Origin of the sequence: Pelomonas sp. BJYL3 (assembly GCF_027257975.1) — a bacterium.
GTDB lineage: Bacteria > Pseudomonadota > Gammaproteobacteria > Burkholderiales > Burkholderiaceae_C > Roseateles_B > Roseateles_B flavus.
In genome coordinates this window covers 1-10,830 of the sequence record NZ_JANZKX010000003.1, presented here as the reverse complement: position 1 = coordinate 10,830, position 10,830 = coordinate 1, and the positions used below count along the sequence as shown (strand labels likewise).

Annotated in this window: 11 protein-coding genes; 10 read left to right on the top strand and 1 reads right to left on the bottom strand. The window is 68.2% G+C overall.

Going from position 1 to position 10,830, the window contains the following annotated elements:
• Positions 1-145 precede the first annotated feature (145 nt).
• From O9Y01_RS09725 to O9Y01_RS09705, 5 genes are read left to right on the top strand one after another with little or no spacing between them, the layout of a single operon-like run.
• The gene (locus tag O9Y01_RS09725; RefSeq protein ID WP_269631400.1) at positions 146-1,402 is read left to right on the top strand and encodes a lipoprotein-releasing ABC transporter permease subunit; all 1,257 of its coding nucleotides are present in this window, start codon (positions 146-148) and stop codon (positions 1,400-1,402) included.
• On the top strand, positions 1,395-2,087 hold the full coding sequence (locus tag O9Y01_RS09720) for an ABC transporter ATP-binding protein (protein ID WP_269631399.1): 693 nt from the start codon (positions 1,395-1,397) through the stop codon (positions 2,085-2,087). Before O9Y01_RS09725 ends, O9Y01_RS09720 begins: the two co-directional genes overlap by 8 nt.
• A gap of 45 nt (positions 2,088-2,132) precedes the next feature.
• Positions 2,133-3,002, top strand: a complete 870-nt coding sequence (gene purU, locus O9Y01_RS09715; protein ID WP_269631398.1) for a formyltetrahydrofolate deformylase — start codon at positions 2,133-2,135, stop codon at positions 3,000-3,002.
• 15 nt (positions 3,003-3,017) lie between these two features.
• Positions 3,018-3,839 carry a TatD family hydrolase gene (locus O9Y01_RS09710; protein WP_269631397.1) on the top strand — a complete coding sequence of 274 codons (822 nt, stop codon included), beginning with the start codon at positions 3,018-3,020 and terminating at the stop codon, positions 3,837-3,839.
• Positions 3,840-3,851: 12 nt separating this feature from the next.
• Positions 3,852-4,514, top strand: coding sequence for a GNAT family N-acetyltransferase (locus O9Y01_RS09705; protein ID WP_269631396.1), 663 nt, complete (start codon positions 3,852-3,854; stop codon positions 4,512-4,514).
• 13 nt (positions 4,515-4,527) lie between these two features.
• Here the strand turns inward: O9Y01_RS09705 and O9Y01_RS09700 are convergent, their stop codons facing one another.
• Complete coding sequence (locus O9Y01_RS09700; protein WP_442952741.1) at positions 4,528-5,340, bottom strand: mechanosensitive ion channel family protein; 813 nt, start codon at positions 5,338-5,340, stop codon at positions 4,528-4,530.
• A gap of 123 nt (positions 5,341-5,463) precedes the next feature.
• Between O9Y01_RS09700 and O9Y01_RS09695 the strand changes: the two genes are divergently transcribed.
• The 5 genes from O9Y01_RS09695 to O9Y01_RS09675 all read left to right on the top strand — a co-directional run bounded on the left by O9Y01_RS09695 (position 5,464) and on the right by O9Y01_RS09675 (position 10,659).
• Positions 5,464-6,003, top strand: a complete 540-nt coding sequence (locus O9Y01_RS09695; RefSeq protein ID WP_269631395.1) for a DNA-deoxyinosine glycosylase — start codon at positions 5,464-5,466, stop codon at positions 6,001-6,003.
• Positions 5,951-6,778: a spermidine synthase gene (locus O9Y01_RS09690; RefSeq protein ID WP_269631394.1), complete on the top strand. Its 828-nt coding sequence runs from the start codon at positions 5,951-5,953 to the stop codon at positions 6,776-6,778. Before O9Y01_RS09695 ends, O9Y01_RS09690 begins: the two co-directional genes overlap by 53 nt.
• Before the next feature lies 1 nt (position 6,779).
• Positions 6,780-8,573, top strand: coding sequence for a GspE/PulE family protein (locus O9Y01_RS09685; protein WP_269631393.1), 1,794 nt, complete (start codon positions 6,780-6,782; stop codon positions 8,571-8,573).
• Positions 8,574-8,679: 106 nt separating this feature from the next.
• Positions 8,680-9,141 (top strand): tripartite tricarboxylate transporter TctB family protein, encoded by a 462-nt coding sequence (locus O9Y01_RS09680; RefSeq protein WP_269631392.1) that lies wholly within the window; start codon positions 8,680-8,682, stop codon positions 9,139-9,141.
• Positions 9,142-9,150: 9 nt separating this feature from the next.
• The gene (locus tag O9Y01_RS09675) at positions 9,151-10,659 is read left to right on the top strand and encodes a tripartite tricarboxylate transporter permease (protein WP_269631391.1); all 1,509 of its coding nucleotides are present in this window, start codon (positions 9,151-9,153) and stop codon (positions 10,657-10,659) included.
• Positions 10,660-10,830: the final 171 nt, after the last annotated feature.

The window sequence follows — 10,830 nt, the reverse complement described above, 5'->3', positions numbered from 1 at the left end:
CCTCGGGCTCCGTGCCTGGCGCCGGGCTGCGCCGGCGGGGGAGGGCGCTATGCCTGCTTCGCTCGCTAAGCCGGTGTCCTGGCGAAGCGGGATTGTCGGGGCCCACAGATTCAAGGCCGCGCAGGCGGCGCATGCAAGGTGATTGATGGATTTACCGTATGAATGGCAGGTCGGCTGGCGCTACACGCGTGCGGGCCGGGGCGGGCGGCGCAACCGCTTCATTTCCTTCATCTCCGGGGTGTCGATGCTGGGCATCGCGCTGGGGGTGGCGGCGCTGATCATCGTGCTGTCGGTGATGAACGGCTTCCAGAAGGAGGTGCGGGACCGCATGCTGTCGGTGGTGTCGCACATCGAGCTGATGGGCTGGCAGGGCGAGAGCTTCCCGGACTGGCTTCAGCTGGCCGAGAAGGCGAAGCAGAACCCGCAGGTGAAGGCGGCAGCGCCCTTCGTGGCCAACCAGGTGCTGGTGGCGCGGGGCGAGGACATGCGCGGCGCCATCGTGCGCGGCATCGACCCGGCCCTGGAGCCGTCCATGACGCCGCTGGCCGCCGAGCTCAAGGACACGGCGCTCAAGCGGCTGGTGCCCGGCGAGTTCGGCGTGCTGATCGGCGTGGAGATGGCCCGCGCGCTGCAGGTGCGCGAGGGCGACCGCATCACCCTGGCCGCGCCCACGGGCGACGTGACGCCGGCCGGCGTCTCTCCTCGCTTCAAGCAGTTCAAGGTGGTGGGCATCTTCAGTGCCGGCCACTACGAGTACGACAGTGCGCTGGCCCTGATCCACATTGGCGATGCCGAGCGCTTCTTCCGTGTCGAGGGGCCGACCGGCGTGCAACTGCGCCTGGCCGATGTGCACCAGGCCCGCGAGGTGGGGGACCAGCTCTCGCTGAGCTTCGGTCCGTCCATCCGTGTGCGTGACTGGACCCGCACCAACGCCAGCTGGTACGACGCCGTGCAGCTGGAGAAGCGCATGATGCGCATCATCCTGACCCTGATCGTCGCGGTGGCGGCCTTCAACCTGGTCTCGACCCTGGTGATGACGGTGACCGACAAGCAGAGCGACATCGCCATCCTGCGCACCCTGGGCGCGAGCCCGCGCTCCATCATGGGCATCTTCATGGTGCAGGGCGCTGCGGCCGGGGTGATCGGCACGGTCGGCGGCACGCTGCTGGGCCTGGTGACGGCCTTCAACATCGATGTGATCGTCCCCGCCATCGAGCGCCTATTCAACACGAGCTTCCTGCCCAGCAGCGTCTACGTGATCAGCCGCATGCCCAGCGATCCGCAGTGGTCGGACATCATCCCCATCGCCCTCACGTCCCTGGTGCTGGCCTTCCTGGCCACCCTCTATCCGAGCTGGCGTGCCAGCCGCGTGCAACCGGCGGAGGCGCTGCGCTATGAATGACCGTTCGAACGAGCGGGTGCTGCAGGGCACCGCGCTGAGCCGCCGCTTCAAGGAAGGCCCGCTGGACGTGACCGTGCTGACGGGCGTGGACATCAGCGTGCGCCGTGGGCAGACCCTGGCCATCGTGGGCGCCTCGGGCTCGGGCAAGAGCACGCTGCTGCACCTGCTGGGCGGCCTGGATGCGCCCAGCACCGGCCGCGTCGAGCTGATGGGCCGCGACTTCGCCGCCATGAGCCCCGCCGAGCAGGGTCGCTGGCGCAACGAGCACCTCGGCTTCATCTACCAGTTCCATCACCTGCTGCCCGAGTTCACCGCCCTGGACAACGTGGCCATGCCCCTGCGCATCCGCCGCCTGCCCGAGGCCGAGGCGCGCTCGCAGGCGCGGGCCATGCTGGAGCGCGTGGGCCTGGGCCAGCGTGCGATGCACCGGCCGGCCGAGCTCTCCGGTGGCGAGCGCCAGCGCGTGGCCATCGCCCGCGCCCTGGTCAGCCGCCCGGCCTGCGTGCTGGCGGACGAGCCCACCGGCAATCTGGACCGCGGCACGGCGGACGCCGTCTTCGGCCTGATGCTGGAGCTGGCCGCCAGCCAGGGCACGGCCTTCGTGATGGTGAGCCATGACCAGCAGCTGGCCGCGCGCTGTGAAACCCGTTTGAACCTCGTGAGTGGGCGGCTCCAGCAGGATTGAGCGCGGGCTGCAGTAGGATCGGTGCCCCACTGTCCTGGAGGCCCCATGTCTGCTGTTTCGCCCCGCTACATCCTCAAGCTCAGCTGCCCGGATCGGGCCGGCATCGTCCATGCCGTGACGGGTTTTCTGCTGGAGCAGGGCGGCAACATCCTGACCTCGGCCCAGCACGGGGACGCCGACCACCAGCGCTTCTTCATGCGCATCGAGTTCGAATGCGGCCGCGCCACGCCGGTGCCCGCCTTGCGCGAGGCCTTCGCGCCGCTGGCCCAGCAGCTGCAGATGGACTGGGAGCTGGTCGGCCGCGAAGCCAAGACCCGCGTGCTGCTGCTGGTCTCCAAGCTGGGGCACTGCCTCAACGACCTGCTCTTCCGTGTGCAGACGGGCCACCTGCCCATCGAGATCCCGGCCATCGTCTCCAACCACCGGGACTTCTACCAGCTGGCCGCCTCGCACAACATCCCCTTCCACCACTTCCCGCTGCTGAACGCCTCGCCCGAGCAGAAGGCGGCGCAGGAGCGCAAGATCCGCGAGGTGGTCGAGGAGAACCGCATCGACCTCGTCGTGCTGGCCCGCTACATGCAGATCCTTTCGGGCGAGATGTGCGAGTACCTCTCGGGGCGCGCCATCAACATCCACCACAGCTTCCTGCCCAGCTTCAAGGGCGCACGGCCCTACCACCAGGCGCATGAGCGCGGCGTGAAGCTGATCGGCGCCACCGCGCACTACGTGACCTCGGACCTGGACGAGGGCCCCATCATCGAGCAGGAGGTGGCCCGCATCGACCACAGCATGCCGCCCGAGCAGCTGGTGGCCATCGGCCGGGATACCGAGTGCGTCACCCTCGCCCGCGCCATCCAGTGGCATGCCGAGCACCGCGTGCTGATGAACGGCAACCGGACGGTGGTCTTCCGCTGAGGCCGGGGCGCTGGCATGTGGATCGACACCCACTGCCACCTGGATGCGCCCGAGTTCGAGGCGGACCGGGACGCCGTCGTGCAGCGCGCGCGGGACGCCGGCGTGCGGCAGATCGTGATCCCCGCCGTCGCGGCCTTCGACTTCGACAGCGTGCACGCGCTGGCGCATCGCCACGGCTTCGCCTATGCGCTGGGCATCCATCCGCTGTACGTGATGCAGGCCGCGGAGCAAGACCTGACCCTGCTGGCCGATCGCCTGCGGGCCTGGCGCGACGACCCGCGTCTCGTCGCCGTGGGCGAGATCGGCCTGGACTTCTTTGTGCCAGGCATCGACGGCGCGCGCCAGCAGCAGTTCTATGTGGCGCAGCTGAAGCTGGCGCGCGAGCAGGGTCTGCCCGTGCTGCTGCATGTGCGGCGCAGTGCCGATCAGCTGCTGGCGGGGCTGCGCCGGACCGCCGTGACGGGCGGCATCGCCCATGCCTTCAATGGCAGCGAGCAGCAGGCGCAGGCCTTCTGGCAGCTGGGCTTTCGCCTGGGCTTCGGTGGCACGCTGACCTTCGAGCGCTCCCTGCAGATCCGGCGCCTGGCGGCTGCGATGCCGGCCGAGGCCCTGGTGCTGGAGACGGATGCGCCGGACATCCCGCCGCACTGGCTCTACAAGACGGCGGCGCAGCGCGCGGCGGGCGAGTCCAGCCGCAACGAGCCGGCCGAGCTGCCGCGCATTGCGGCGCAGCTGGCCGACCTGCGGCGCTGGACGCTGGACCAGGCCGCCGAGCGGACCTGGGCCAACGCCATCGCGGCGCTGCCACGCCTGGCCTCCCTGGGAGGGCTCCCATGAAAGCTTCTGCAGATGGCCGAGCCCCTTGATCGAGACCGTCCGGACCTCGCGGTCTGGATCCGGGCCTGGCTGGCAGCCCGCTCGGCAGCACGCGGGCTGCCGGCGCCCGTCGACGATGCGGGGGGCTACCGGGTCGACGTCCATGCGCCGGACGAAGTGCGGCGCTGGGTCTTCCCCCGGGTCGGCCCGACCGTGACAGCCCTCGCGCAGGGGCTCGCGCAGCCGCGGCATTTCATCAAGGCCTGCGCCCCGCCCGATCAGTTGCTGGCGGCGCTGCCGCCGGCGTGGCGGATCGCGCTGCCGGGCTACTTCATGCTGGGCCCCGGCCGGGCACCGCAAGCGCTGCTGGTGCCGGGCTACCGCTGCGAGCGGCGTGTCGAGGCGGGGCTCAGCGAGGTGCGCATCCTGACCGAGGCCGGCGAGCTCGCCGCCAGCGGCCATGCCGCGGAGACGGCCGGCGTGTTCATCTACGACCGCATCATCACCGAGCCCGCCCACCAGCGGCGGGGGCTGGGCCGGCTGCTGATGCGCGAGCTCGGTGCGTGCCGGATCGAGGCCCGCTCACCGGAGCTGCTGGTGGCCACGGCCGCCGGGCGCGCGCTCTACGAGGCCCTGGGCTGGACGGTGATCAGCCTGTTCTCGACGGCCTTCCTGCCGGACCTCCCTGCCGGCTGAATGACTCGGCCGCTCAGCGGTTGCGGGGGGTGATGGGGGTCTCGGGCACCGGGTAGCCCGCCGCGCCGAAGGTGGCGACCACCGCCTTGTGCGTGTCGAAGTAGACCTGCCAGTAGTGGTCGGTGTGGGTGTAGGGACGCACGCAGAGCAGAGGGCCTTCGGGCGTGAAGCTGAGGATCTCGACGTCAGGTGCGGGCGAATTGGCCACGTTGGGGATCTGTGCCAGCGCCGTCTTCAGCCGCGCAATGGCATCCAGCGGGTCCACGCTGTTGGCGATCTTGGCCACGCAGTCCACGCGCCGGAAGGGCAGGCTGGAGAAGTTCTGGATGGTGTCCGAGAAGATCTTGTTGTTGCCGATGATGGTCTGGACGTTGTCCGGCGTGACCAGCGTCGTGCCAAAGAGGCCGATCTCCAGCACCGTGCCCGTGACCCCGCCCACCTGCACGAAGTCGCCCACCTTGAAGGGGCGCAGCACCTGCATGAAGATGCCGGCGGCAAAGTGCGTCAGCAGGCCGCCCCAGGCGGTGCCGATGGCCAGACCGGCGCCGGCCAGCAGGGCGGCGAAGGAGGTGGTGTGGATGCCGAAGATGTCCAGGATGGCCAGCACCAGGACGATGTTCAGGATCACCGACAGGATGGAGCGCAGGTAGGTGGACAGCGTGGAATCGATGCGCTTGCCGCGCTCCAGCGCCGCGCCCATCAGTCGCAGCACCAGGCCGATGACCCAGCGGCCGATGATCCATGCGGCCAGTGCGGCCAGGACCTTGAGCCCAAAATCCATGCCCTGGGTGCTCAGGAAAATCCAGATGGCTTCGGTATTCAACATTGCAATCCTCCGTGTACTTGAATGAATGACATGGCACGACGAACGCCCCCGGCCGACGGCCGGATGACAGCGGGACTGGCAGGGGCGACGGGCCCGTCGATTGAAGCGGCCCCGGGCACGCCCGTGCTCCAGGGTTTGCCCGCGCTGGCCTCGCCTCAGGCGCGGTTGCTGGTGCTGGGCAGCTTCCCGAGTGTCGCCTCCTTGGCCGCCGGGCAGTATTACGGCCATCCGCGCAACCAGTTCTGGCCGCTGCTGTCGGCGCTGTGGGGTCAGGACTTGCGTGCCATGCCTTACGAGCAGCGTTGCGAGTGGGTGACCCACCGCGGGCTGGCCGTCTGGGACGTCTATGCCAGCTGCCAGCGCGAGGGTAGCCTGGACGCCGACATCCGGGCCGCCGCGCCCAATGATTTGCAAGCACTGGTGAGAGGTCTGCCGGAGCTGCGGGCAATCGCTCACAATGGCGGGGAATCGGCGCGCAGCCTGCGCGTCACGCAAGCCCTCGGCCTGCCTGTCTTTCGCCTGCCCTCGACCAGCCCGGCCAATGCCAGCTGGAGCTTCGAGCGCAAGCTGCAGGCCTGGCGCGAGGTCTTTGCCTTTGCCGGACTGCTGGATGAGCACCAAGAAGAAGACGAAGGAAGCAAGCGGCCGCACGGCCAGCCCTGAATGGACCCACGCGACGCTGTCGGAATTCGACGGCGTGCGTTTCCTGCACCTGGACAGCATCTGGGTCCAGGGCGCCATGCGCATCCGCAAGCCCCAGGTCCTGGAGCTGGAGTACATCCAGCGCATGATGGCCTGGATGCTGTGGCGGGACAGCGAATCCCTGCGCGAAGGCCATGCCGTGCAACTCGGCCTGGGCGCCGCGGCGCTCACCCGCTTCTGCCACAAGGTGCTGCGCATGCAGACCACGGCCGTGGAGATCAACCCCACCGTGATCGCCGCCTGCCGCAGCTGGTTCCACCTGCCCGAGGACGACGAGCGCCTCACCGTCCTCAACCAGGATGCCGCCCGCTGGGTGACCGACCCGGCGAATCTGCAGACGGTGCAGGTGCTCAATGTGGACCTCTACGACCACGACGCCGCCTCGCCCGTGCTGGACGACGAGGCCTTCTATGCCGCCTGCCGCGGCGTGCTGGCCGACGGCGGCCTGATGACGGTCAACCTCTTCGGCCGCGCCGCCAGCTTCGCCCGCAGCGCCTCGCGCATCGCCCGGGTGTTCGGCAGCGACCAGGTCTGGAGCCTGGCGCCCACCAAGGAAGGCAATACCGTGGTGGTGGCGGCCCGCGGCGTGCAGGTGCCGGACCGCGAGGAGCTGGAGCGCCGCGCCGATAAGATCGAGGAACGCTACGGCAGTCATGGCCTGCCGGCGCGCAAGTGGCTGCGCCTCGTGCGCCCCCTGCCGATGAGCATCATTGAACTGATGGCGGAGAAGGCCTGAGATGAACAGTGCATCCAAGAGCGAGTCCGCCGCCGTGGCCCAGCCGGGCGGCCGCCTGGAGTGGCGGCCCCTGCTGCGCTGGCTGCAGGAGGACGGCCTCATCGACGCCGAGGCCGCCCAGCGCGTGGAACAGCGCTTCGGCGCCGGGGACAGCGCCCAGCACCCCCTGCTGCGCCTGGCCGGCGCCGGCCTGCACCGCCTGTCCAATGGCAAGCTGCTGGATGTGGAGGCGCTGACCGCCTGGCTGGCCGAGCGGGCGCGCCTGCCCTATCTGCGCATCGACCCGCTCAAGGTGGACGTGGGCCGGGTGTCCGACGTGATGTCGGTCAGCTATGCCGAGGCCAAGCGCTGCCTGCCCATCCAGTTCGGGCTGATGGACATCACGATCGCGACCAGCGAGCCCTTCGACATCGGCTGGGTGGCCCAGATCGAGTCGCACACGCGCAAGCAGATCAAGCTGGTCGTGGCCAGCCCCAATGAGATCGCGCGCTATACGACCGAGTTCTTCACCCTGGCCAAGTCGGTGCGCGAGGCGGCCAAGAACGGCGCCGTGGCGCCCTCCGCCAGCTTCGAGCAGCTGGTGGAGCTCGGGCGCTCCAACCGCCAGCTGGATGCCAACGACCAGGGCATCGTGCAGGTGGTCGACTGGCTCTGGCAGTACGCCTTCGACCAGCGCGCCAGTGACATCCACCTGGAGCCGCGCCGCGAGATCGGCCTGATCCGCTTCCGCATCGACGGCGTGCTGCACACCGTCTACCAGCTGCCCCCGACCGTGCTCGGGGCCATGACCTCACGCATCAAGCTGCTGGGCCGCATGGACGTCGTGGAGCGCCGCCGGCCCCTGGATGGCCGCATCAAGACGCGCAATCCGCTGGGCGAGGAGGTGGAAATGCGCCTCTCGACCCTGCCCACCGCCTTCGGCGAGAAGATGGTGATGCGCATCTTCGACCCTGACAACGCCGTCAAGGACCTGAGCGAGCTGGGCTTTTCCCGGCATGACTCCGAGCGCTGGAACAAGCTGGTGGCCAAGCCGCACGGCATCATCCTGGTCACCGGCCCGACCGGCAGCGGCAAGACCACCACGCTCTATTCCACCCTCAAGCGCCTGGCGACGGAGGAGGTCAACGTCTGCACGATCGAGGATCCGATCGAAATGATCGAGCCGGCCTTCAACCAGACCCAGGTCCATTCGGCCATCGACTTCAACTTTGCCGAAGGACTGCGGGCGCTGATGCGCCAGGACCCGGACATCATCATGGTCGGCGAGATCCGCGACCTGGAAACCGCCGAGATGGCCGTCCAGGCCTCCCTCACCGGTCACCTGGTCTTCAGCACCCTGCACACCAATGATTCGGTGTCCGCCGTCACCCGGCTGCTGGACCTGGGCGTGCCTGCCTATCTGATCAATGCCACGGTGATCGGCGTCCTTGCGCAGCGACTGGTCCGCACCCTGTGCGAGCACTGCAAGCAGCCGGACGACAGCATCACGGCAGAGACCCTCAACGAGACGCTCAAGCCCTGGCGCATGAATGGCAAGGTCAATGCCTACAAGCCAGTCGGCTGCCTGGAGTGCCGCAACACTGGCTACCGCGGCCGTGCCGGCCTCTACGAACTGCTGATGCTCAGCGAGGCCGTGCGCAAGCACCTGCATGCCCAGGCCGACATGCCTGCCATGCGCCGCCAGGCCATGCAGGAGGGCCTGCGTCCCCTGCGCCTGGCCGGCGCCATGAAGGTGGCCGAAGGGCAGACCACGCTGGACGAGGTACTGCGCAGCACCCCGCAGTGGGAGCATTGACCCGCTCACCCGGCTGCCCGCCCCTGTTGCGCTTACGTGGAAACCACAGACGGTGGAAGGCGGAGCGCTGCCTAGAATCGTTCGACAACTGCATGAGAGGCGCTCTGTGAAGATCAAGAGCCAAAGAGACTTCTGGTCCGGTCTGTTGTTTTTGCTGGTCGGTCTGGCTTTTGCCTGGGGCGCCACGGAATACAACTTCGGCTCCTCGGCAAAACCTGGCCCCGGCTACTTCCCCTTCGGCCTGGGCATCCTGCTGGCCCTGCTGGGCGGCCTGGTGCTCTTCAAGGCGGTGACCATCGAGTCGCCCGGTGGTGATCCCGTCGGCGCCATCGCCTGGCGCCCGCTGCTGGTCATCGTGGGTGCCATCGCCATGTTCGGCCTGGCCCTGCCCAAGCTGGGGCTGGTGGTTACGCTGCCGCTGCTGATCTTCGTCTCCTCGCTGGCCGGAGATGAGTTCCACTGGAAGGACGCGCTGATCAGCGCCGTGGTCCTGACGGCGGGCAGCTGGGTGATCTTCGTCTGGGGACTGAAGCTCACCATCCCCGTCTGGCCTGTGTTCCTGGCTTGAGGAGTGCCCATGAGTCTGCTTGACAACCTCCTGCTCGGGTTCCAGACCGCGCTGACTTTCCAGAACCTGCTGTACGCCTTCATGGGCGCGATGCTGGGAACGCTGATCGGCGTGCTGCCGGGCCTGGGCCCGGTGGCCACCATCGCGATGCTGCTGCCCTCCATCTACGCGCTGGATGCGACGCCGGCGCTGATCATGCTGGCCGGCATCTATTACGGCGCCCAGTACGGTGGCTCGACCACGGCCATCCTGATCAACGTGCCGGGCGAGTCCAGCTCGGTGGTGACGGCCATCGACGGCTACCAGATGGCCCGCCAGGGGCGCGCGGGTGCGGCCCTGGCGGTGGCCGGGCTGGGGTCCTTCTTCGCCGGCTGCGTGGGCACCATCATCATTGCGGCATTCGCCCCGCCGCTGACCGAGATGGCCTTCAAGTTCGGCCCGGCCGAGTACTTCTCCCTGATGGTGCTGGGCCTCATCGGCGCCGTGGTGCTGGCCTCGGGCTCCCTGGTCAAGGCCATCGCCATGATCGTGCTGGGCCTCCTGCTGGGGCAGATCAACACTGACGTGATCTCGGGAACGCCGCGCTTCTCCTTCGACATCCCCGAGCTGTCTGACGGCATCGGCTTCGTCGTCATCGCCATGGGCGTGTTCGGCTTCGGCGAGATCATCGCCAACCTGGGGCAGCCGGCCGAGCACCGCGAGGTGTTCACCAAGGAAGTCAAAGGCCTGTGGCCGACCCGCGAGGACTTCAAGGACGCCTGGCCCTCGGTCATCCGCGGCACGGCGCTGGGCTCCGTGCTGGGCGTGCTGCCGGGTGGCGGCGCGCTGCTGGCCTCCTTTGCTGCCTACACGCTGGAGAAGAAGGTGGTGCGCAAGCCGCGCCATGCCTTCGGCAAGGGCGCCATCCAGGGCGTGGCCGGCCCGGAAAGTGCCAACAATGCCGGTGCACAGACCAGCTTCATCCCCATGCTGACGCTGGGCATCCCGCCCAATGCGGTGATGGCCCTGATGGTGGGTGCGATGACCATCAAGGGCATCCAGCCCGGCCCACAGGTGATGACCAGCAATCCCCAGCTCTTCTGGGGGCTGATCGCCTCGATGTGGGTGGGCAATCTGATGCTGGTGGTGCTGAACCTGCCGCTGATCGGCATGTGGATCAAGCTGCTGACCGTGCCCTACCGCTTCCTGTTCCCGGCGATCGTGACCTTCTGCTGCATCGGCACCTACACCCTGAACAACAACAGCTTCGACGTCTTCCTGACCGCTGGCTTCGCCCTGCTGGGCTATGTGTTCTACAAGCTCAGCTGCGAGCCGGCGCCGCTGCTGCTGGGCTTCATCCTGGGGCCCATGATGGAAGAGAACCTGCGCCGGGCGCTGCTGCTGTCACGGGGTGACTGGGGCACCTTCGTCAGCCGGCCGCTGTCCGCGGGCCTGCTGGGCGCAGCCCTGCTGCTGGTCTTGGTGGTGATGCTGCCCACCATCCGCAGCAAGCGGGAAGAGGCGTTCCAGGAAGACTGAACAGCCCACATCCGGTGAGAGCAATGGAGGAGGGCCGGGAGGCCCTCCTCAAGAAATTCTTTCGAATCTCTTGCGCGGGCCGAAAAAGCTGTGCTACAGTCTAAGGCTTCGCTGCTGATGCAGTGCTTCGAAACGAAGCGCAAACAGGCAGTGAGGCGCAACAAGGTTTCG

Excerpts from the sequence above, each read along its gene's own strand:
- O9Y01_RS09725 (WP_269631400.1), top strand. The coding sequence starts at position 146 with ATGGATTTACCGTATGAATGGCAGGTCGGCTGGCGCTACACGCGTGCG.
- O9Y01_RS09685 (WP_269631393.1), top strand. The coding sequence starts at position 6,780 with ATGAACAGTGCATCCAAGAGCGAGTCCGCCGCCGTGGCCCAGCCGGGC.
- O9Y01_RS09710 (WP_269631397.1), top strand. The coding sequence starts at position 3,018 with ATGTGGATCGACACCCACTGCCACCTGGATGCGCCCGAGTTCGAGGCG.
- O9Y01_RS09705 (WP_269631396.1), top strand. The coding sequence starts at position 3,852 with ATGGCCGAGCCCCTTGATCGAGACCGTCCGGACCTCGCGGTCTGGATC.
- O9Y01_RS09700 (WP_442952741.1), bottom strand. The coding sequence starts at position 5,340 with ATGTTGAATACCGAAGCCATCTGGATTTTCCTGAGCACCCAGGGCATG.
- O9Y01_RS09690 (WP_269631394.1), top strand. The coding sequence starts at position 5,951 with ATGAGCACCAAGAAGAAGACGAAGGAAGCAAGCGGCCGCACGGCCAGC.
- O9Y01_RS09675 (WP_269631391.1), top strand. The coding sequence starts at position 9,151 with ATGAGTCTGCTTGACAACCTCCTGCTCGGGTTCCAGACCGCGCTGACT.
- O9Y01_RS09720 (WP_269631399.1), top strand. The coding sequence starts at position 1,395 with ATGAATGACCGTTCGAACGAGCGGGTGCTGCAGGGCACCGCGCTGAGC.
- purU (WP_269631398.1), top strand. The coding sequence starts at position 2,133 with ATGTCTGCTGTTTCGCCCCGCTACATCCTCAAGCTCAGCTGCCCGGAT.